This is a genomic window from Bdellovibrio sp. BIS2 (assembly GCF_055398295.1).
This window is the reverse complement of the sequence record NZ_AP035879.1, coordinates 2,571,577-2,591,310: the sequence shown is the minus strand read 5'-3', so window position 1 is coordinate 2,591,310 and position 19,734 is coordinate 2,571,577. Positions and strand designations below refer to the sequence as shown.

The 19,734-nt window shown below is 51.3% G+C and carries 22 protein-coding genes; 6 read left to right on the top strand and 16 right to left on the bottom strand.

Annotation, left to right across the window (positions count from 1 at the left end; all coding sequences use genetic code 11):
• Positions 1-28 precede the first annotated feature (28 nt).
• From ACZ520_RS12375 to ACZ520_RS12365, 3 genes are read right to left on the bottom strand one after another with little or no spacing between them, the layout of a single operon-like run.
• Positions 29-1,006, bottom strand: coding sequence for a hypothetical protein (locus ACZ520_RS12375; protein WP_088564752.1), 978 nt, complete (start codon positions 1,004-1,006; stop codon positions 29-31).
• A 9-nt stretch (positions 1,007-1,015) separates the two neighbouring features.
• Positions 1,016-1,369, bottom strand: a complete 354-nt coding sequence (locus tag ACZ520_RS12370; RefSeq protein WP_464125803.1) for a hypothetical protein — start codon at positions 1,367-1,369, stop codon at positions 1,016-1,018.
• A 20-nt stretch (positions 1,370-1,389) separates the two neighbouring features.
• Positions 1,390-2,919, bottom strand: coding sequence for a carboxylesterase/lipase family protein (locus ACZ520_RS12365; protein ID WP_464125801.1), 1,530 nt, complete (start codon positions 2,917-2,919; stop codon positions 1,390-1,392).
• Between the two features lie 77 nt (positions 2,920-2,996).
• Between ACZ520_RS12365 and ACZ520_RS12360 the strand changes: the two genes are divergently transcribed.
• On the top strand, positions 2,997-3,194 hold the full coding sequence (locus ACZ520_RS12360) for a hypothetical protein (RefSeq protein WP_011165027.1): 198 nt from the start codon (positions 2,997-2,999) through the stop codon (positions 3,192-3,194).
• Between the two features lies 1 nt (position 3,195).
• Entirely contained in the window at positions 3,196-3,966 is a 771-nt protein-coding gene (locus ACZ520_RS12355; protein ID WP_464125799.1) for a S1 family serine peptidase, read from the top strand.
• 72 nt (positions 3,967-4,038) lie between these two features.
• On the opposite strand, the gene ACZ520_RS12350 is transcribed toward ACZ520_RS12355, so the two are convergent.
• From ACZ520_RS12350 to ACZ520_RS12340, 3 genes are all read right to left on the bottom strand, one after another.
• Positions 4,039-4,392, bottom strand: a complete 354-nt coding sequence (locus ACZ520_RS12350; RefSeq protein ID WP_464125797.1) for a hypothetical protein — start codon at positions 4,390-4,392, stop codon at positions 4,039-4,041.
• A 122-nt stretch (positions 4,393-4,514) separates the two neighbouring features.
• Positions 4,515-5,615 carry a Rieske 2Fe-2S domain-containing protein gene (locus ACZ520_RS12345; RefSeq protein WP_374033535.1) on the bottom strand — a complete coding sequence of 367 codons (1,101 nt, stop codon included), beginning with the start codon at positions 5,613-5,615 and terminating at the stop codon, positions 4,515-4,517.
• Between the two features lie 61 nt (positions 5,616-5,676).
• On the bottom strand, positions 5,677-6,573 hold the full coding sequence (locus ACZ520_RS12340; RefSeq protein WP_464125794.1) for a trypsin-like serine peptidase: 897 nt from the start codon (positions 6,571-6,573) through the stop codon (positions 5,677-5,679).
• Between the two features lie 226 nt (positions 6,574-6,799).
• On the opposite strand from ACZ520_RS12340, the gene ACZ520_RS12335 reads away from it, so the two are divergent.
• The 3 genes from ACZ520_RS12335 (at position 6,800) to ACZ520_RS12325 (ending at position 9,194) form a co-directional block, all read left to right on the top strand.
• Positions 6,800-7,075, top strand: coding sequence for a KH domain-containing protein (locus ACZ520_RS12335; RefSeq protein ID WP_088564757.1), 276 nt, complete (start codon positions 6,800-6,802; stop codon positions 7,073-7,075).
• A gap of 107 nt (positions 7,076-7,182) precedes the next feature.
• Positions 7,183-7,938, top strand: coding sequence for a DUF4423 domain-containing protein (locus tag ACZ520_RS12330; RefSeq protein WP_374033533.1), 756 nt, complete (start codon positions 7,183-7,185; stop codon positions 7,936-7,938).
• Positions 7,935-9,194 carry a hypothetical protein gene (locus tag ACZ520_RS12325; protein WP_374033532.1) on the top strand — a complete coding sequence of 420 codons (1,260 nt, stop codon included), beginning with the start codon at positions 7,935-7,937 and terminating at the stop codon, positions 9,192-9,194. Before ACZ520_RS12330 ends, ACZ520_RS12325 begins: the two co-directional genes overlap by 4 nt.
• 78 nt (positions 9,195-9,272) lie before the next feature.
• Here ACZ520_RS12325 and gltS read toward each other — a convergent pair whose 3' ends face one another.
• The 5 genes from gltS to ACZ520_RS12300 all read right to left on the bottom strand — a co-directional run bounded on the left by gltS (position 9,273) and on the right by ACZ520_RS12300 (position 14,535).
• The gene (gltS, locus tag ACZ520_RS12320) at positions 9,273-10,457 is read right to left on the bottom strand and encodes a sodium/glutamate symporter (RefSeq protein WP_464125790.1); all 1,185 of its coding nucleotides are present in this window, start codon (positions 10,455-10,457) and stop codon (positions 9,273-9,275) included.
• A gap of 39 nt (positions 10,458-10,496) precedes the next feature.
• Positions 10,497-12,029, bottom strand: a complete 1,533-nt coding sequence (locus tag ACZ520_RS12315; RefSeq protein WP_464125788.1) for a methyl-accepting chemotaxis protein — start codon at positions 12,027-12,029, stop codon at positions 10,497-10,499.
• A 108-nt stretch (positions 12,030-12,137) separates the two neighbouring features.
• Positions 12,138-12,884 (bottom strand): ZIP family metal transporter, encoded by a 747-nt coding sequence (locus tag ACZ520_RS12310; protein WP_417868665.1) that lies wholly within the window; start codon positions 12,882-12,884, stop codon positions 12,138-12,140.
• A gap of 34 nt (positions 12,885-12,918) precedes the next feature.
• Positions 12,919-13,425 (bottom strand): Dps family protein, encoded by a 507-nt coding sequence (locus ACZ520_RS12305; RefSeq protein WP_088564763.1) that lies wholly within the window; start codon positions 13,423-13,425, stop codon positions 12,919-12,921.
• 153 nt (positions 13,426-13,578) lie between these two features.
• The gene (locus ACZ520_RS12300; RefSeq protein WP_464125785.1) at positions 13,579-14,535 is read right to left on the bottom strand and encodes a hydrogen peroxide-inducible genes activator; all 957 of its coding nucleotides are present in this window, start codon (positions 14,533-14,535) and stop codon (positions 13,579-13,581) included.
• Positions 14,536-14,578: 43 nt separating this feature from the next.
• Here ACZ520_RS12300 and ACZ520_RS12295 point away from each other — a divergent pair, with 43 nt between their 5' ends.
• A complete protein-coding gene (locus tag ACZ520_RS12295; RefSeq protein WP_464125783.1) occupies positions 14,579-15,256 on the top strand; it encodes a protein-L-isoaspartate O-methyltransferase family protein in 678 nt (225 codons plus the stop codon).
• A 28-nt stretch (positions 15,257-15,284) separates the two neighbouring features.
• Here the strand turns inward: ACZ520_RS12295 and ACZ520_RS12290 are convergent, their stop codons facing one another.
• From ACZ520_RS12290 to ACZ520_RS12270, 5 genes are all read right to left on the bottom strand, one after another.
• Positions 15,285-15,608, bottom strand: coding sequence for a transcriptional regulator (locus tag ACZ520_RS12290; RefSeq protein WP_088564766.1), 324 nt, complete (start codon positions 15,606-15,608; stop codon positions 15,285-15,287).
• A 10-nt stretch (positions 15,609-15,618) separates the two neighbouring features.
• Complete coding sequence (locus tag ACZ520_RS12285) at positions 15,619-16,941, bottom strand: OmpA family protein (RefSeq protein WP_416480340.1); 1,323 nt, start codon at positions 16,939-16,941, stop codon at positions 15,619-15,621.
• A gap of 174 nt (positions 16,942-17,115) precedes the next feature.
• The gene (locus tag ACZ520_RS12280; protein ID WP_374030674.1) at positions 17,116-17,757 is read right to left on the bottom strand and encodes a sulfite exporter TauE/SafE family protein; all 642 of its coding nucleotides are present in this window, start codon (positions 17,755-17,757) and stop codon (positions 17,116-17,118) included.
• Complete coding sequence (gene ccoG, locus ACZ520_RS12275; protein WP_464125780.1) at positions 17,754-19,160, bottom strand: cytochrome c oxidase accessory protein CcoG; 1,407 nt, start codon at positions 19,158-19,160, stop codon at positions 17,754-17,756. The genes ACZ520_RS12280 and ccoG overlap by 4 nt, the downstream gene beginning before the upstream one ends.
• 3 nt (positions 19,161-19,163) lie before the next feature.
• Positions 19,164-19,733, bottom strand: a complete 570-nt coding sequence (locus ACZ520_RS12270) for a cbb3-type cytochrome c oxidase N-terminal domain-containing protein (protein ID WP_464125778.1) — start codon at positions 19,731-19,733, stop codon at positions 19,164-19,166.
• Position 19,734 lies beyond the last annotated feature (1 nt).

The window sequence follows — 19,734 nt, the reverse complement described above, 5'->3', positions numbered from 1 at the left end:
GACGCGGATCGCTGGACTTTTTGCCCGTTTACTTCTTAGTCAAAGTAAAACGCATCAATGAGTCGCCTCTTCCATACACCTTAATTTTCAGTTCATCTTCTTTTTTCAGATTCAAGGATGATGTGACGGTATTGTTCGGTAGACACCGCTTCATTTTATCTTCGTTCTTGTCATCAAGATCGTCTTTGCCAGCATCAGGTTTTGCAGGCGCTGGGGATTTGCAGAACTGCTTTGGGAAAACTAATACTTTGCCGTTAATAGAAATCTCCGCCCTTACTGCACGCTGATGGCTGGAAACGTTTGTCATTGTCAGTGTGTAGTTACCATCCTTCACGGAGGGCCTTAGGGAAAGTCCTGAAACTGTTTTGCCAACCATGTTAATGGAATCATAGGAGCCGGTCTCTTGCAGGCCTTTATCTGTCAGAGTGAATACTCTGGTTGGGCTGCCGTCGTTGGAGTAATCGAAGATCATCAATTTACCCTGGACGGGTTTGTCGGTGATTAGCACGGATCGAAGCTTCTTAGTCGTAACCCCATTTAAAGTTTGTGTCGGAGTTGAATCGATAAGCTTCGCTCCATCCCATCTAAAAATAGAGGGAGATCCGACTTCTTTTCCATCAAGGATTTGAACAACTATTTCCGGTTTCCCATCCTGGTTAAAGTCCTTTGTTTCAAGGGATAAGCATGAGTGAATGGACGAGCTTGTGGAGAAAGTAACTGGATACTTTTTAAAACTTCCTTTTGGACCTTCTTTAAAAACAAGCAAACTGCAGTCAAGTGTTGTTGTCTTCAGGAGCACAACGTCATAAGGCAGCTTAGTTGGCCCATCAAGTTTGACTGACAATTGGTCGGCCACAACCCCGTCATTTATGGTTCGAGTGGCTCCTGTTTCTGGGTCTTTTGTAAGTGTAGCAGGAATATTTGCACTCAGGATCTTGTCTGGGACAAGCGCAGATGCATGCTGGGAGATCAATAGTATGATTGAAGCTAAAATTAAATTAGTCACTTCGTACTCCTATTTGGATACAAATGGATTAGCTGCAACTGGTTCATATTTTGAAATGTGTGACCAGACTTTGGCACCATATGAAGACGTGCTCGAAATATCGATACGTGTGATATAAGGGCCAGCGTTGTACATTATGAATCCTCTTTTCCAAGCATCTCTAAAGACGGTAAAAGAGTCAAAAGAAGCATTTTCTTTATTCTCGTTTCCATTTGATTTTCTGAAAACGAAAGACAAGAAGGTGGTTCCGTATTGCAGGTTTGTTGGAAGGGAGAATAAGTCCAACGGATTTCTTCCTGTAGAATCTGCATTTAAATAGTTTGCAAATTTTCTGTTTGCTACAGTGGAATAAAGAGGTTGCATTAGCCCGTAGCTTGAAGCAACTATTTAAACACCATTCGGCCGTCCCAGACAGGCGCTTGGGCGGGGAGCTGGGTGTTGGGATTTCCGTCCCAGAAGAACGATTTGAAGTACGGTGCCATCGAGTCCCGCAAGGCTTCACGGGACTGACGGTTCTGTTCCGTCCACGCAAATCGAGCAAAGCTGGGCTTTTCGGTTTCGAAGTTCCCCAGGTAGAACATCGCATCCATGCCGTGCACAGCGCCAAAAACTTCTTTCCACGGCGAGGGGGTTTCTTTCCATTCAAAGGAATAGCGATAGGTCTGCGGGTTGTAAGCTTTCACTGCCCAGAAGATTTCTTCCATCGTCATCTGCATCGCCACGGACCCCGCGGCAGTGCTGGAATGGTACAGAGTCACCTTGTCGTCTTTGATAAGGTCTTCCTCTTTCAGGTCCGCCGGAGGATTCTGAATCAGGGACCATAGCTCTTTGTCGGTGGGCTTGATCAGGGCGCCGCCCAACAGATAGGTTGCTTCATCGGTGGTTAAACCCAGGATCAGCGGAACGCGGTGGAAGCTTCCGAATAAGATTCCCTCCACTCCATGCGGGAAAACGGCGTCATCTTTGAAATGCTGAAACGGCACAATGTATTCTTGAGCCTGCACCAGTTCTTCGGTGGTGCGGGAATACAGGAACTGACGGATCCACTTGGTGCCCTTAGCTAGCAGATACGCTTCCGCGTGGGATTTTCCTTTCACCAAGCCGGCATTGACGACCAGATTTTCTATGAAGTCTTCTGAGCGGGTTTCCGCCACCCAGCGTGGATACGCATTCGGCACACCGGCAGAACAAACCGCACGGTGGAAAAGATCTTTGGAAAGGGGCGTTTGCAAAAGACCCCATACATTCATGCAGCCTGCGGATTGACCCATGATGGTGATGTTGTCGGGATCTCCGCCGAAGCTTTCGATATTGGCGTGAATCCATTTCAGAACGGCGACCAGATCAAGAGTCACATAGTTGCCAGAACTGTCCCACTTGCTGCCTTTGTTCAAAGCCTCATGGGCCAGCGCGCCCAGCATGCCCAGTCGATAGTTGGCACTGACAAAGACAACGTCTGAAGAAGAAGCCAGCCACGCGCCATCATAAAGAGGATCGGCAGAAGTGCCTTTGAAGTTGGATCCACCGTGAATCCACAATACCACCGGGCGTTTTTTCGCCGCGACGGGTTTCCATAGATTCAGATACAGACAATCTTCGTTGCCGACGGGAGTTCCAAATTGTTCCGGTGGAACGTTGGCAAAGAAATTTCCTTTTTGAGGGCAGGCGACAGGAAGTTTTGTGGCGTTGAGAGTGCCGAACCAAGGGGCCGGGGATCTGGGCGCTTTCCAGCGAAGATAACCCACCGGCGGTTCTGCATAAGGGATTCCAAGAAAGGCTTCGGTGTTGTGAGCAGTACGAAGGCCTTGGATTTTACCATCAGCCACGCGCGCGAGAGGGGCTGCTGCGTGGGAGTTGAAAGTCCAGCAGGTAAACAAGACCAGCAAAAGAGCAGAGTAAGCAAGTGATCGCATGGGGCCTCCGTCAATTTCAGTCTTAGCGAGCTTCGGAGGATCTTCCAAGAATAAAGAAATCGAATTTCATAAAAATCATGCAGGCTTGGCAAGTTCTTTTAAAAAAATCGGTAATTACCGTCGAGGAAGAAATGTTCGGGGGCAATAATTTCCCCTCTGCAAAGGTCCGAAAAAAGGCCAGTTCCAAAGTGGGTCGCCGAGAGTCTTTGAGCATTGGGAAAAAACAGACAACGATTGATACAGGTTTTGAAGGATTCAAGACCAGAGGGGAATAAAATGAAAATGAACCATCTTGTTATCGCAGGCCTCATGATGATGTCTGCTCCAGTATTCGCGAAATCTGGCTCTGTAGGGGCTAAAATCGTTGGTGGCGTTGAAGCTTCCATCGGTGAGTTCCCATATATCGTGTCTTTGCAGAGCAGCAGCCATTTCTGCGGCGGTTCCTTGATCAAGAAGAACTGGGTATTGACAGCAGCTCACTGTGTTCGTGGCGGCACGGTTAAAAAAGTTGTGATCGGCTTGCATGACCGTACAAATGCGGTGAATGCAGAATCCATCGCTCCAAAAAGAATCATCGCTCACCCGAACTACAATGCACGCACAATGGAAAACGATTTTGCATTGATCGAGCTTTCTCAGGATTCTTCTTACGCTCCAGTGGCGTTGAACCCGGCTGAAATCACTCTTCCAACGGATGGCTCTGAAGTTTTGACGACTGTGGCTGGTTGGGGTGCAACTCGTGAAGGTTCTTACTCTTTGCCGACAAAACTGCAAAAAGTGGACGTTCCATTGGTTTCTACAGCAGCTTGTAACAAAGCTTACAACAACGGCATCACGGACAGCATGATCTGTGCTGGTTACGAAGGTGGTGGTAAAGACTCTTGCCAAGGTGACTCTGGTGGTCCATTGGTAGCTCAAGACGAAAACAATCAGACATATCTGGTTGGTGTTGTGAGCTGGGGTCAAGGTTGTGCTCGTGCGAACTATTATGGTGTTTATGCCAAAGTTAGCAACGCGATCGAGTGGATCAACAATACCGCTCAATAATTCGATTTAAAAATTGAATTCAAAAGAGCCCCTGGGGAAACCCGGGGGTTTTTGTTTTTTTGGTAAAGGAAATCAGCGACAGCTTTGGGCCCATTTTTTCAGGTCCGCCGAAGACGACTGCGCCGGATTAAACCAGCGGGCTTCTTCAAACTTCCAGACAAAGTCCATGCGGTGAGTGTTGTAGACGTTGACATAGTGAAGGCCGTCGCAGATTCCTTCAAGACCCTTATCTGTGACATACCAGTCTGAGTGATAGGCTGTCATTTCCGTGCGCTGTTGCTGCGAATCCTGGCAGGTATAGACGCAGCTCCATTTGCGCTGGGTGCCGTACCAGGTTTTTTTGTACAGTTGATACTTTTTGGAATACGGATCGGCGATACAACTGCAGGCATCGGCAAAAGCCGGCGCTGTAAACTGAAGAGCCATAAATGCTGTAAGAATCCAGAACATCATCCGCATCCCTCGAAAGAATGCAAGAGCAGTTCCGGCCTGGGATGAAACCAGGCAGATTTAGGCTGTCTATAAAATCGACGGTGCCGTGCCGGGACCTATTTGTCGTGATGTTTGGAGGCATTGTAGGCCTTGCGACCGGCCCGGTGTTGCAGGACGTGGGCGGATGTTTCAAGCAGAGCACAGGACAGTTCCGCGCAGCGATCCAGCAGTTCCTGAGCGGCTTCCGTCAGAGCCTGAGTCTGTTGCACGTAGCGCACGTTGTACTCCATGTTTTCAGAGCTCCACCCCAGGGAATGAGCGATAAAAGGAAACGGCGGCAAATGATAACCGAGCTCCGAGAAGAAGCCCATCATGTGACCCGCGACGGCCTGCACGTTGTCCTGGCCTCCGGTGATAATGAATCCCGCGACCTTGTTGCGAATCAGTTGGTTGTTTTTGATGGTGATTTGATTCTGAATGCAGTTAAAGCGTTCGGCCATTTTATAATACAATGAACTGGCCGAACCCCAGCGAATCGGGGTGGCCACGATCATCACATCCGCCCAGTGAATTAGATCTTCATACACGCGATCCAACTGGTCGGTGGGATCCATCTGCGTGATGGAACAGGGCCAGGTGCAGGCGTGCGCACTTTTGGAATAGAAGCCCTCGCAGTGGCGAAACTTCAGTTCGCGGATTTTTTGCAGACGCGTTTCATAGCCTTTGCTTTCGGCGTGCTTCAGGGTTTGTTCCAGTAAAAGCTCCGAGGTTGAAACTCGCGGATGGGCGTTGTCCATGACGGTGGTGGAAATTCCCACCACCCGCAGCGGGCCGGGTTCGCGCTGCACTTTGCGGGTCAGGGGATGAGGTTCGTGGGGCATGCGTCCTCGCGCCGTGGCGCTGGCCAGGTCCACCCACAGTTCGCCATTTTCGGTTTTTAAATTATAGACGGGCACATGATCGGCCTCATAGCCGGGCTCGCCCAATCCGGTGCGATAGTGGAATTTATAGTAGTGCCAGGGGCAGACTACGTAGTCGCCCTCAAGCTGACCATCACCCAAAGGGCCACCGACGTGATTGCACACCCCGGAAATGGCGGTGAATTCGTTGTCTTTAAAAATCAGAGCCAGCTTGGTCCGGTGAACTTCGATCTGCTGCAGGTTTTTCTTCTGCAGCAGATCGGTCGGACCCAGCTTGTGCCATTGAGGTTGTGACATGTCTTTATTGGAACCAAAAAGATTGGTTCAGGAAAGAAGTGTCAGTCGGATCTGATGAAGGTCAAAGATAAGGCAGGATGCGGGTGATGCGCGTGACATCTTCGCCGCGACAGCCTGTGCTGGTACAGCGGTTGGAAACAGTGCAGGACCCTTGGTAAACGAAGTCAGTGTCACCCCGGACCAAGATGCCTTCGATGACCCCGGAAGAATTAAATACTGCGGAGCCTGAGTTTCCTCCATAGGTATCCAGATTTGCGACGAAATGTTCGGCTTCCGTGGCACTGCGCACTTTGGCCCCGGCGGCGATCTTGGTGGGAAGCCCTACCGGGTGTCCAATCACAACCAATGAGGCTCCGACTTTGACGCTTCCGCTTTTGCGGGTTTTCAAAACGGCATGGTTGTTCACAGGGCGATCCAGTTTAATCAGCGCAAAGTCGGACCCGGTTGCCAGCACTTCGCTGTGAATGATTTCAGCGCAGCGATAGACTTCGGTGGATGGCACTTCACGCGGCTGAACTCCGGCTGATTTTATGGCGTAACCAAAGACGAAACGGGTTTCGCTGCAATCACGCACCGATCGCACGCAATGACCGGCGGTGGCTATGACGTCGGGCGCCACCAAGGAGCCTGAACAGAAGGCGGCATTTTCCTGTTCTCCGAAACGTTCCGAAGCGCAAAGGTTGTAAGATCTGCGGAAAGTTTGAGCAGAGATGCGTGTGATCTCTGCGCCTTCCTGTAAGTTTTCTTCCTTGATCAACGCCACTGTCGAGTCGGCCAAACGCCTTTGTAAAGTTGATTTTACTTCATACAGGTCTTTGCGGTTGTCGCTGCCATAGATGACTTTTTCCTGCAGCTCCGGGGTTTCTTGCGGGGTGACGACCGAGGTTTCACCCGGAGTGCTGTTTTCGCAGGCACTTAAAAACACTAATAAAGAAAAACATAAAACTGTTTTTTGCATCCGTTATCTTCCTTTGATGGGGATTGGCGGGACGGCCCTGTCCCGGTACTGCATGACCCCGAAGAAACAGGAAAAGGTTAACCCGGCGGCCGTTTTTTGGGTCTTATCATAGGGGAATTTGAGCATTCCTATATTCTTGGTGGAACACTTTCCGGCCTAGGGTGGACCCGGCAGGGTTGCTCTTAAGGCAGGGGATCAACAAAATGGGTGGTACGGAGAACGAAACATGTTGGCGGAGACTATGACCCAGGATGCGGATATTAGAGATCGTTTGGCGAAGGTTCTTGAGAGCGTAATTCAAGAGATGACTTCCTGCTATGAACAGGTGGAAGTGACCTTTGCAGCAGGCGACAAGACAACAGTGTATAAAGTGACGGTGCCGCAGGAGTATCGCGGAAAGTTGATCGGATCTCAGGGGAAGAACATCACTTCGCTTCGTAACATTATCGGGGCAATGGCTGGCAATCACGGCTTTCGCGCGATCATAGAGCTCGTAATCTGAACCTGTCGCAGCGTTCCCTTTGTTTATCGTACGGAACTCTTCGTCTATTTTAACCTTGCAACTTTGGTATTAAATGTAAAAAATCCCTCATGTCGGTGGGGGATTTTGTGTCTAATCAATTCGGTGCCCTTTTAAAAAACAAACTTGAGGAAATTCAGAAAAAGAACCCTCGATTTTCCTTCCGCTCTTTAGCAAAAAAAGTAGGCATTTCACCCGGCTGTTTGAACGAGCTGATGCACGGCAAACGTCCTTTGAGTGAATTTTACGCCAACAAGATCGTGCTGGGGTTGGAGCTGGGGGCAGAGGAACGCAACGAAGTTTATTCTTTGATCTCTACGCGTTCCCGTAAATTTGCCGCGCAAAAAACTTTGGCTGAAAAAGAGCTGGAGCTGATTGCCAGTTGGGAGCACTTTGCCATCCTGAACCTGATCCGTATGAAGACCTTCAAGCCGGACCCGGAGTGGATTGCTGAACGCCTGGCGCTGCCGTTGGAGAAAGTTCAGCAAAGTCTGGATCTGCTTTTGGATCTGGGCTTTATCAAGCGCAAGGGCAATTCCATCGCGCGTTCCGTGGCCAGTCTTGCCACCACTACCGATATTCCGAGTGAAGCCCTGGTTCAGGCCCACGTGTCTGACATGCACAAGGCCATCGAGGTTCTGAAAAGAACTCCGATCGACCGCCGTGATTATTCGGCTATCACCATGGCGATCAACCCGCACAAAATGGAAGAGGCCAAGAGTTTGATTAAAAAATTCCGCCGTAAACTGTCCATGCTGGTTGAAGAGGGTGACATGACCGAAGTGTACAATCTGAATATCCAGTTCTTCCCCCTGACTGTTGCTGAAAGTGAGAAAGCGCTATGATCAAAAAAAACTTGTTACCCCTGATTCTGTTTTCATTTGCGGGGTCGCTGGCACACGCCGCATTTATCGGTGGTGATGAAAAAGGCAACGGCGGCAGCGTCATTTATTGCGAAGGCCGTGTGGAACATCAGCGTTATGAAGTTCTGGATCTGTTTGAGGCCCGCGAGATTCAGACTTTTGAAATGGATGTTATTGAAGGCCCTGAGTATAAAAAAATCCTGCGCCAGATGATTGCCCGCATGGGGGAAATCAATCCAACCCGTGCAATTTTGTACACCTCGTTTCTGGAGACTTTTGATCGTGAAGCTTTGTTCCTGAAAGGCACCGAGTTCACTGATATTCCGGACCGTGGCTGGGGCGCTTTGCCAAAAGGTTGCATCCTGGTTCAGGGGGCTGTTCAGTATAAACGCCCCAGCATCAAGGGGCATCGCTATTATTTCAATAAAGATGTCTGGGATCGCATGACCAATACCCAGCGTTCTGCTCTGGTGTTGCATGAGTTCATCTATCGTGAGGGTTTGCAGCCGGAAAACAACTTCCAGACTTCCAATGGTGTCCGTCTGATGAACGGCTTCCTGCATTCCACGATGATGCGCGATGTGACCGTGCCTCAGTATATCGATCTGTTGCAAAGATCGGGTCTGCAATTGGCGGACGTGAATGGCTACCACATCTTCCTGCATTCTGGTCAGGAACTGGGGCGTGGCCAGTCCTACAGGGTTTCCTACAATGACATGGGTGTCGTTACCTCCGCGACTCTGGCCAGATCCTTCAATATGTCCGGTCCGGGAGGGCGCACCATGCCGGTTCACTGCGGGGAGTCCACGCCGGTAGAAAAGGGCGGGGGGATTATCAACTTCTGGCCGAATGGAAAAGTAAAGCATATTCAAATGGGCTGCACTTCCGCTGGATTTGTTCTGCGTTCAAAAGAGGCCATTGGTCAGGCGACGGCTACGGAACTGTTTTATAACGAGCAGGGCTTGCTGACTCAGATCAAAACTCTTCAGTTGGAATTCAATCATGTTGATTACAGCCTTCGTTCGACTCGTCCGGGTGGTTTTATCAACTTCTATCTCACCGGAGAGCCGGCTCAGATTTGCATCGGTAATTACTATGCCGATCACCAGCGCAGTTGGATGCGTGATGCAAATGGCGAGGGCGTGATCGTCGCTCAGTCCGGACATGACACCTTCGGTTTGACTTTGGATGGTCGCATCTTTGAGTCTGCAAAGTCCCGCTGCGGTTTTGAGCAGTAGATCCTTCAGACAGAAAAGCTCAATAAAAAAAGCCCGCTGGATTCAGCGGGCTTTTTTATTTGATGTTTTGCAGTCGTATTAGTTGCCAAACATATTGATACAGAAGGTGACCAGCGCTGCGTTGATAAAATCGATGAAGCAGGAGCCCACCAGCGGCACCACCAGGAAGGCCTTGTAAGCGTGGCCATAGCGCTGACTGAGCGAATGCATGTTGGCCATGGCATTGGCCGTGGTTCCCATCATAAATCCGACATAGCCGGCACTCATCACGGAAGCCTCATAGTCCTTGCCAGCCACCCAAAACGCCGGCCCCAGGGCCGTGACCGCGACCAGAATGGCCTGCACCGTCAGGAAAACCAAAATAGGCAATGCCGCGTTTTTCAGTTCTTCCAGCCGCAGGCTCATGATCGCCATGGCAATGAACAGGGTCAGGGCCACGGAGCCGATTTCCTCAATCCATTCCGGAGAGATTTTGAAAACTGTTTTGGCGTCTTCGATATTGCGGAAGATCGCCGCCACCACCATGGAACCAATATAGATCGGCAGGGTGATTTGCAAAGAGCTGATCCAGGAGCTGATCGTAGTGCCAATCCCCATGATCAGAGTCAGCGCCAGAAGGTGCATCAGCAGATCGCGGCCCGCGAAGGATTTTAGCATCATCGATTCCTGATGTGCACCGCTGTCCTGATCCACCGGATGCTTTAGTTTTTTCTTATTGATAAGATATGTGGCCAGCGGAGTTCCGATCAGGCCGCCCAGCACAATACCACCCATGGCCGTGGTCACACCAATCACCGAAGCTCCTTCGACACCAGCAGCTTCAAAGACCGGTCCGAACGCCAGGGCGGTGCCCGGGCCACCTGTCAAAGACACAGCGCCGGTCAGAACTCCCATCAGGGGGTGTTCACCCATCATTTTTGCAAGACCAATTCCTGCGATAATCTGCACCAGCAGGCCGCCGATGGTCAGAAGCAGGAAGAACACAACGGCGCGACCGCCTTCTTTAAGCAGGCGCACAGAGGCGGAATAGCCGACCGAGGTGAAGAAGGTGATCATCAAAGCTTCTTCAAAGGCTTTGTTGAATGTCAGCACGAAAAGGCCCTGGGCCTTCAGGGTTGAAATGATGATGGCGACAATAAATCCGCCGATGACCGGAGACGGCAGGTTGTACTTATCCAGAATCTGGATTTTGCTTTTAATAAACCGGCCGAAATACACGACCAGAGCTGCCAGGGCGACGGTTTGAAATGCTGTTAATGTCATGCCCAAAGCCTAGCGTGGCCCGTCGCCGCTGTCCACCCTTTAGCTGGCTTTCGGGCGTCCGTTAAGAACGCCTTCCACGGATTCCACCATCATATCGAGCTGCTGGGACTGACTGGACAGCTCCACCGAGGCCGCCGCGGTTTCTTCAGAAGAGGCGGCGTTGTTCTGGGTCACTTTGTCCAGATCGTGCAGAGCGCGCGAGATCTGGTCGATACCTGTCGACTGCTCCTGACTGGCCTGGGCAATTTCATTGTTTAAAGTCGAAACTTTTTGTGACTCTTGCACAATTGTCTGCAAAGTTTCACCGCCTTGCAGAGCGGATTTGTAACTGACTTCGATCTGGCTGACACTTTCAGAAATCAAACCCGATATTTCCTTCGCGGACTGCGCGGATTTCAGTGCCAACTGGCGCACGGCTTCGGCAACAACCGAGAAACCCCGTCCATTTTCACCGGCACGGGCGGCTTCCACGGCTGCATTCAGGGCCAGCAGATTTGTCTGAAAGGCAATATCGTCAATCAGACCGGTGATCTCCTGCACCTTTTTGGCCGTGACCGAAACGGTTTGCATTGAAGTGATCAGTTCCTGCATGTTTTGTTCGCCCCGCACCGCCGCCTCCATGGCAGAAGTGGACAGCAGTCGGGCATTCTGGGCATTGTCAGAATTCATTTTCACCATGCTGGTCAGTTCTTCGATGGAAGCGGATGTTTCCTCCAGGGCCGCAGCCGCTTCTGTGGCCGATGTGCTGAGGCCTTGTGAAGCATTGGATATCTCAGAACTTGTGGCGGAAAGGTGCTGGCTGGAGTTTCTGATGCTGTTGACTGCGGTGCGCAGGTTTTCCAGCGGCTTGCGCAGGACAACCCACGCGAAAAGAACGCTCAGAATAAGTCCGAAGAAAGAAAAAAGAAGGATCTTCTTCACTGAAGCCTGGCTGGCGGCATTGGTGGTGGCCAGGCTGCTGGTGATGGCAAAGACTCCGTGAAGTTTTCCATCCGACCAGTTTTCCATGTCATGTCCCAGCACATCTTTCCCATTGCCAAAAGGGCTTTGAGACGGCTGGCCGTGACATATTAAGCAGCCTTGTTTTTCAGACAGCCGTACTGGGCGATAGACGATGACTGATTCATCGCTGGTGGTGACGATTTCCTTCAGGGTCGGTTCATTGAGAAAGCGATTGTAGATCTGCATTTCATCAGTTCGAGCCAGGTTTTCCTCCCGGCGAGGCTCTGGAGAAAAGACCCTGAACTTATAACCACTGCGCTCGGACTGCTCCTGACCCACTTTGATCGAAGCGAAAATCGGAACCCGTCGCAGAATGTTCATCTTTAAATCCTTCGGGACATTTCCATCAGGATAGCGACTGCCAATATCATTGATATATTCAGCAAGCCCTCCTTGGGAGGCGACGTAATCGCGCGTGCCCTCCAGTTGATCCAGGATGGCCCGGCTCTTGTCGATCAGGTCTTTTTCGCCCTGATCGTGGACCTCGGAGCGGGAGACTTGAGTGGCGGCAACAACTGAGACAACAGCGGCAAGGGAAACAATGGCAGTAATTTTTGTGATCAGCTTCAAGCACAACCTCCTGTGCCCTTTCAGTGTAAGATGGGCCGGGGGAGAGCAATGATGATGCAGATCATAAAATAAATTATTATTCACAAGGATGATTCAGACTGAAACATCCTAGGACTGACCGATGATCCAGTTCATTACAATAACGGACAAGGCCCCGGCGACAAACTGCTTTTGCCACAGGTAAGTCATGCGGGTCTCTTTCATTTTGGCGAAGATTTCCTCCAGGGTCACACTGATCATCGCCCCACCCGCGAAAGCCAGGATGAAAGGAAGGGATGCCGATGTGATGCCGGTGAAAATGCCGCCCAAAGCACCGCCCAGAATTTCCATGACACCGGTTAATGCGGCACCAAAGAAGGCCACTTTGCGGGACATGCCAATTGAAAGGAAAGCTGCGGCAGTGGCAAGTCCTTCCGGGAAGTTCTGAAACACGATGGCGCCCACGACTGTCCAGCCGTTGGCGGCGGAAATGGAATCAGCGCTCAGCGCAGCTCCCGAAGCCAAACCTTCGGGGAGGTTGTGCAGCATCATAGCCGTCACGAAAAGCCAGGCTCTTCGGTGAACAGACCATTCGGAGGGCGACACGCTATGGATCAGATGACTCAGTCCATAGATGGAAGCCACACCGAGCGCCAGGGCAAGAGACACCCCGAAGGAGCTGTGTGTGCTTGAGTAAGCAGGGCCGATCAGATTAAAGGCCGCCGCCGCCAGCATCATCCCGATGGCAAAGTCCAGATTCAGACTGCGCCATGGATTCCAGCCGGTGGTTTTGTTTTTAAGAATGGGAAGGGCACCGAGCATTGTTGAAAGCCCGGTGATCCCTCCTGCCAATAATCCCATCAGTGCGCTGCCCATGTTCTACATCCTTTCTCGATAATTCAAATCGGGATCAGGATCTGTGACTGCGGATCATCCAAGCGGCTTTTTCATGGAAGCCGATCAGGTCCTCGTACAAAGTCACAGCACTGGTTTCTTCCGCATCCTCTGCGGTTTCCAGTCGGGATTTCAAAGCGATGGCCAGATTTGTGTGGTCCTGGCTGAGCATTTCGATCATTTGGCTGGCAGTCAGTTTGTCAGAAGCCTCCTGAATGGAGGACAGTTCTCTGAACTCTTTGAAGCTGCCCGGAGCTTTGACTTTCAAAGCGCGGATCACTTCCGCCGTGCGATCGACGAATTCAGCCAACTGGCCGTATTGTTCTTCAAACAGTTTGTGCAAAGAGAAGAACATTGGACCTTCCACGTTCCAGTGGAAGTTTTGGGTTTTAAGTTGCAGCAGATATTCCTCAGCCAAAGATTTTTTCAGCGTTTCAACAACAGCACTGGTGCCGGTTTCGACCGATTTTATATTGCTGACGGATTTGTTTTCATTCAGTGAATGGGCGTTTTGTGATCTCATAAATTCCTCCTTGTCACTGTCAGAGGGGTGCCTTACAGGAACCCCGCTCTTGCCTGTAAACAGGATAAGCCCGGTGAGGGGAGGTGAACAGTTCTCTTTTTCTATGGGACATATAGATTTTGTCTATATGCTGTCTATAGGCATAGATGAAAACTATTTGAGATAACCTAAAGGGTTGTCGATTTTCAGTTGGTTTTTACCTCGGGTGGCAGACAGTCCTTCGGGCAGGTTTTTCTTTATGGTTTCAATAAGAGCCTTTAAAAGGGCCTTCCTTTGGAAATGAGGTCCATGAACCAGGCTCACTTCCCGGGTTGGGACCGGATCCGAGAAAGATCGCAGTCGCTTTTTGTCCTGCACGTCGAGCGCGGCCAGATAAGGGAGCAGTGTAAAGCTTTCCCCCTGATCCACCAGTTTTTTCAAGGTCTCAAGACTGCCACTTTCAAAGGTGAAACTGCGATCCATCACCGCCGGACTTTTTTTGTTGCGGCAAAGGGAAAGGCTTTGCTCGCGGAAGCAGTGGCCTTCGTTCAGCAGCAGGACATCTTCTGATGACAGGTCTTTTTCATCCAGCGATTTCTGGCTTAGAAGGGGATGCCCCTTGGACAGATAAACATTGAACGGCTCATAGAACAAAACGTGATTGGCGATATTCAGATCATCAATCGGCGTGACGATGATGCCCAGATCCAGGCTATGATTGCGGATCTTTTCAATCATCACCTCGGTTTGCAGTTCTTCAAAAGTCAGATGCAAACTGCTGTGGGCGTCCTTGATTTTTTTCAGGAACAGCGGCAGCAGATACGGGGCCAGCGTGGGAATGATTCCGATGCGCAGTTCGCCGCGCAGAGATCCTTTAGCATCGTCGACGATTTCTTTCAGGTGCTGAGAGCCTTTGACTACCAGACGGGCCTGCTGCAAAACCTCTTCGCCGACGGAGGTGGCGCGGATGGGTTGTTTGGTGCGATCAAAAAGAATCACGCCCAGTTCTTCTTCCAGCTTTTGAATCTGCATACTCAGTGTGGGTTGGGTGACATGGCATTGGCGGGCAGCGTGGCTGAAACTGCCCGTGTCGGCGACGGCAAGAATATATTCGAGTTGAGTCAGTGTCATGATACAAGCTTGCCGTTCGGGAAAAAACCTTGCAAGCTTAATCATGGGCTTGTCACTGGAACACTATCAACAAAGTGTCTTGAAGCGCGCATTGCCACTGTCTGAAAAAGTGGTGGAAGCTTTTTATAGCCAGCCCCGGCACATCTTCGTGCCGGAATACACGGTCGAAGAGGCCTACGAAGATCATCCTCTGGTGTTGTTCAACAGTCCTCCTTTTGTCTCAACTATTTCTCAACCCAGTTTTGTTCTGCGCATTCTAGATTTGCTCAAACTCGAGCCCGGACAAAAGGTTTTTGAGCTGGGCACGGGCAGTGGCTGGAACACCGCCATGATGGCTGATATTGTTGGTAAAAGCGGCAAGGTGGTCTCTGTGGAAGTGATCAGTGAGCTTGCCGGCAGAGCCCAGAAAATCCTGGCGGAGCGCCATCTTTCCCAGGTCATTGTCAAAGCCGGGGACGGTTTTGAAGGGGATGCGGCGAACGGACCCTATGACCGGGTGATATTCACGGCCGGCTCTTCTGAGTTTCCACAAAAGGTTTTTGCGCAGTTAAAGGAGTCCGGTTGGATGGTGTTTGTGCGAAAGGCGCATGGTTCGCCGGATATGCTGGAGCTGATTCATAAAGTGAACTCTGAACCCCATGTGGTGACGTCAGTGCCTTGCTCTTTTGTCAGTGTGGTGCGGGAAAAAGCGGGGCCTGATTCGAAAGAAACAAATCCTTGAATCAAGCCTCCGGTGGGTGAGCAGGGTCTCATCCCAGGTAATCATCTTTTGGTTTTCGGTCACGATTCGCCGGAGCTTTGGGTTTCAGCTCCATCACACGTTCTTTCTTTTCCTCGTCAGCCTTGACCGGCTTTTCCTCGGGTTCATCATAAAGATGATAGTGTGATGCTATCTCGGCGAACTTTTCACTGGCTTCGTCGATGGCCATTCCCACTTTGCGTTCCAGCAGATCGACGATGGACTGGGCATTGCCTTTGGTGCTTTCAAGGTCATTGTCCGAAAGCTCACGCCATTTCTGCATGAGCTCCCGTTTCAGTTCCTGCCAGCCTTGACCAGGAATTTGTGATGCCATAGGCACCTCCTTACTCAGTTTCGATCACAAGATCAATACGACGATTTTGTGCTCGTCCTGCAGCCGTGTTGTTGTTACCAATTGGATTGTCATAACCCATTCCCACGGACTCGACTTTATCCGCTGGCAGAGTTCCCTGGGATACCAGGAAGTTCTGAACGGATTGAGCGCGTTTTTCTGACAACACGCGGTTGGCTTCAGCGCTTCCCACGTTGTCCGTGTGACCTTCGACGATCACTTTGGAAGGGGTGACTCCGGCCAATGCGCCTTCAACTTTTTTCAGCAGGGCCTGGTTTTTTGGTCCCAGATTGGACTGCGCAGTGGGGAATTGCAGACCTTTCAGGCGCACCATCAGCTTGCCATTTTCGGTGAAGACTTCCGCCTCGTTGGGCTTCAGTTGACTGCGCAGGGCTTGAGCGCGACTCAGCAAAGCTTGCTGGCGTTCCAGCTCCATGCGCTGACGTTCAGCTTCGCTTTGAACTGTTTGCAGTTCTTGTTCCGCACTGGAGTATTCATTACGCAAAGTGGAGATGGTGCGCTGCTGGCGTTCTGCCATCAACACCAGGTCTTCAGAATTGCCTGCATTGACTTTGCGGGTGACGTCCATCAAGTGCTGGGATTCACGGGTGGCATCCTGGGAGGCGCGGGCGATGACGGCCGGATTGCGCGGATCAGCCTTGATCAGCTTCTCGGCATTTTCATATTTCATCGCTGCCATGCCAAAGGACTTGGGTGCATTTTTGTCAGCACCGGCTTTTTTCGCAGTGTCCAGATTGTCTTTGGCTGTTCCCAGATAGGCTTTGGTGACGGACATGATTTCAAGGTCCCGGTAACGGCTGATGATTTCATCGCCGCGTTTGTCCGCCGGACTCAAGTTCCCTTTTTCAATCGCCACGGTGATCTTTTCCAGATCCTTTCCAGCCTTGTCCCATTCTTTAGGGTAAAGTTTGGGGGCTCCGGCTTTCATTGCGCCTTCGCGTGCATCGGTGATCTGTCTCATCGACGTTCGTGCGATTTCTGCGCGGGTGTTGGCTTCATTCAGCCACGCGCGGGAATAAGCAACCTGTTCCAGAATGTCAGCATTGGGTTTGTCTTTTTCTTTTTTCTGCTTGGCTTTTTCCAAAGCTTTGGTGGCGTCGGTGAAGTTCTCAGGTGAAAGAACGTCAATTTGTTTGGATCGCGCCTCGCTGATCATGGCTTCGGTTTTTTCAATCTCGGCCGTCGGATTGGCACTGGAAGAAATCGGCTGCACATTGGGTGGTTTGCTCGCGCAACCTGCGATAAATCCGGCAACAGCCACAGATGCTAGTATCTTATGAGTCCGGGAAACCATAGAACGCCTCCTTCGTAGACGTGAACGAACGTGTTAAACTCTTGATTTAACGCTAAGCCCGCGGAAGGAAGGCGCACAAGGAAAACAACCTTGGACGGTCGAATCGTTGCGATCTAACAACGGGGCTCGTCCAAAGAAAGGTCGGGTTTGTTGCGAAGCGGAAATAACTAAAAACTAATGCATCAGCATGAAGCTGCCCAAAGAATACAAACCGGCCACGATCAGCACGCCCCCGGCAATGCGTTGCTGGCGAAGGCCGGCTTGCTGCAGGCCCTGACGAATCATCATGGGAACGGCACTCAGTGCCGGCAAACCACCCAGCCAGAACAACGCCAAAGTCAGACCACCGGCCCACGGGCTTTGCGTGGCAATCGCGGCAGTCACATAAGTGTAAAGCCAGCCGCAGGGAAGAAGGGCGGTTAAAAGCCCCACGACAAAACCTGATTTGCCCACATGAAACGCCTGCAGTCGTTTAATGACACCCAAGATGGAATGAGAAATCCTGTTTGCAGACAGACGCTGCTGCCAGGACACCGGCAGAATCAAACGAGCGCCCGAACCCACAAGCACCAGTGCCAAAAGAATGGCCGAAATCCAGCGCAGGGTCACAAACTGACTGTTCAGAAAGAACTGCCCCAAAGAACCGGCCAGCACACCCAAAAGGACATAGGCACACAAGCGGCCCAGGTGATAGGAGAGCAAGCTTTTACGTGCGCTCATCAGCGTCGCAACAGGTCCACACATTCCCGCACAATGCCAACTGCCGAAGAAGCTGGAGGAAAGTATTCCCAATGCCAGAAGGGCGGAGGACATCATTGTGACCTCGGTCCCACAAGAATCAGTTCGCGGTGGGTTTTAAAGCCTTGCGGCGCCAGTTCGTCCTGCACATTCACTTCTGTTTTTAACTGTCCGCTGGCCGGGATCACAGAAACCGGAATTCTGACAAAGAAATACCATTCACGGGATTCGCCTGGAGCCAGGTGAATCGGATTTTCCGCGACCTGCACCTGAATGCCCTGATCCAGAAGTTGCTGGGGCAAAGTCAGGATATAACGCGCACGCAGAGCGCCTTGATTCTGGATATGAAGGCGGAACTGATTCAGCAAAACTTCCTGGCCGTCACTGTTTTTGACGTAAGAGTACGGTAAACCCGCCCCGCGCAAAACGGCGATGTGCACAGGCTCGCGCGTGCTGACCGCGTAAGCCAATCCGCCGATCAAAGCCACGATCGCGAGGATGTAGATCATAGAGCGCGGTTTGGTCAATGAGATCCGGCTGCCATCCAGAGTGTCGTAGCGAATCAGCCCTTTGGGCTTTTTCACTTTTTCCATGATTTCATCGCAGGCATCAATGCAGGCCGTGCAGGTGATGCATTCCATCTGCAGGCCGTTGCGGATGTCGATGCCGGTCGGGCAGACCTGCACGCAGCGATTGCATGAAACACAGTCGCCGGCTTTTTGGTGGGGTTGAGTGGTGCCTTTGCGAGGTTCGCCACGGTTGACATCGTAAACGACAGCCAGGGATTTCTGATCCAGCAGCACGGACTGGATGCGTCCGTAAGGGCACATGATCACGCAGAACTGTTCCCTGAACCAGCCGAAGTCAAAAAGAATGACGGCGGTGAAGAACAGCACCAAAATAAAATATGTCATGTTCTGGGCCGGTGAGCCTTGGGTCATTGCCAGCAGTTCACTTGCGCCCACGAAGTAGGCGATAAAGCTGTGGGCAATCACAGAAGACACGGCAAAAAACAGGAACCATTTCAAAGAAACTTTGCGGATCTTGGTCAAAGTCATCGGCCCGTCACGCAACTGACGGCGCTGAATGTAAGTGCCTTCCACCCATTTTTCAATGCGGCGGTAAACGGCATCAATGAACACCGTCTGCGGGCACGCCCAGCCGCACCAGACACGGCCCCAGATGGAAGTCACAAAAGCCAAGCCCAGCGTCAGTGTGCCGACGATATAAAACAACATCGGGGCATCGTGGGCTTTGAACAAAACCCCAAACAGAGCGAATTCCCGTTTGGGGATGTCCAGCAGAATGGTCTGATGACCATTGAAGGTTGTCCAGGGCAGAATCAGGAACACAATCAACAGAACGATCTGAGTCCAGTCACGATGACGGCGGAAACGGCCCCGCACTTCGGCGGGGATGATGTTCAGCCGGTCACCATGCTCATCAACACTTGTCAGCTTGCCTGAATCCAACCCGGACATAACTTACTCCACTGTCTCGACAGCCTCACCTTGAGGCTCTTTCGCTCCTGCCGGATTGCTGCCTTTTTTTGAAAGGATAAATGCAGACACGGCATAGATTTCATCTTTCTTCATGACCGGCCCCCAGGGCGGCATCCCTTTTTCAGGAACACCGTCACGGATAACCTTCACCACATCCATCCGCGTGGCTTTGCCATGCATCCAGAATTTATCAGTCAGATTCGGTCCGATCAAACCCTGCAGCTCCTGGCCATGGCAGGAAGCACATTTCGATGTGAACTGGGCGGCGCCCAAAGTCAGCACGCCGTCTTTATCAAATGCGGCTTGCAGGGACTCCTCCGTTTCCATCGGCGAAGCAGTTGCGGCTTTCGCCTGAACCTGCTCGATCTCGGTCATCGCCACTTTCAGTTCATCCTGCAAAGACGGGCCACCGCCCAGCTCATAGTGGATGTAATAGATAAAGGCGAAAATGATGGTGAGGAAGAAGGTCCACAGCCACCAGGTTGGCAGGGGATTATCGTGTTCGATAATCCCGTCGTATTCGTGGAATTTTTCCTTGTTGTCTTCGCTCATT

Excerpts from the sequence above, each read along its gene's own strand:
- ACZ520_RS12280 (WP_374030674.1), bottom strand. The coding sequence starts at position 17,757 with ATGATGTCCTCCGCCCTTCTGGCATTGGGAATACTTTCCTCCAGCTTC.
- ACZ520_RS12300 (WP_464125785.1), bottom strand. The coding sequence starts at position 14,535 with ATGACACTGACTCAACTCGAATATATTCTTGCCGTCGCCGACACGGGC.
- ACZ520_RS12270 (WP_464125778.1), bottom strand. The coding sequence starts at position 19,733 with ATGAGCGAAGACAACAAGGAAAAATTCCACGAATACGACGGGATTATC.
- ACZ520_RS12295 (WP_464125783.1), top strand. The coding sequence starts at position 14,579 with ATGGGCTTGTCACTGGAACACTATCAACAAAGTGTCTTGAAGCGCGCA.
- ACZ520_RS12310 (WP_417868665.1), bottom strand. The coding sequence starts at position 12,884 with ATGGGCAGCGCACTGATGGGATTATTGGCAGGAGGGATCACCGGGCTT.
- gltS (WP_464125790.1), bottom strand. The coding sequence starts at position 10,457 with ATGACATTAACAGCATTTCAAACCGTCGCCCTGGCAGCTCTGGTCGTG.
- ACZ520_RS12290 (WP_088564766.1), bottom strand. The coding sequence starts at position 15,608 with ATGGCATCACAAATTCCTGGTCAAGGCTGGCAGGAACTGAAACGGGAG.
- ACZ520_RS12285 (WP_416480340.1), bottom strand. The coding sequence starts at position 16,941 with ATGGTTTCCCGGACTCATAAGATACTAGCATCTGTGGCTGTTGCCGGA.
- ACZ520_RS12340 (WP_464125794.1), bottom strand. The coding sequence starts at position 6,573 with ATGCAAAAAACAGTTTTATGTTTTTCTTTATTAGTGTTTTTAAGTGCC.
- ACZ520_RS12360 (WP_011165027.1), top strand. The coding sequence starts at position 2,997 with ATGCAGGCTTGGCAAGTTCTTTTAAAAAAATCGGTAATTACCGTCGAG.
- ACZ520_RS12305 (WP_088564763.1), bottom strand. The coding sequence starts at position 13,425 with ATGAGATCACAAAACGCCCATTCACTGAATGAAAACAAATCCGTCAGC.
- ACZ520_RS12350 (WP_464125797.1), bottom strand. The coding sequence starts at position 4,392 with ATGGCTCTTCAGTTTACAGCGCCGGCTTTTGCCGATGCCTGCAGTTGT.
- ACZ520_RS12325 (WP_374033532.1), top strand. The coding sequence starts at position 7,935 with ATGATCAAAAAAAACTTGTTACCCCTGATTCTGTTTTCATTTGCGGGG.
- ACZ520_RS12355 (WP_464125799.1), top strand. The coding sequence starts at position 3,196 with ATGAAAATGAACCATCTTGTTATCGCAGGCCTCATGATGATGTCTGCT.
- ACZ520_RS12365 (WP_464125801.1), bottom strand. The coding sequence starts at position 2,919 with ATGCGATCACTTGCTTACTCTGCTCTTTTGCTGGTCTTGTTTACCTGC.
- ACZ520_RS12335 (WP_088564757.1), top strand. The coding sequence starts at position 6,800 with ATGTTGGCGGAGACTATGACCCAGGATGCGGATATTAGAGATCGTTTG.
- ACZ520_RS12370 (WP_464125803.1), bottom strand. The coding sequence starts at position 1,369 with ATGCAACCTCTTTATTCCACTGTAGCAAACAGAAAATTTGCAAACTAT.
- ACZ520_RS12345 (WP_374033535.1), bottom strand. The coding sequence starts at position 5,615 with ATGTCACAACCTCAATGGCACAAGCTGGGTCCGACCGATCTGCTGCAG.
- ccoG (WP_464125780.1), bottom strand. The coding sequence starts at position 19,160 with ATGTCCGGGTTGGATTCAGGCAAGCTGACAAGTGTTGATGAGCATGGT.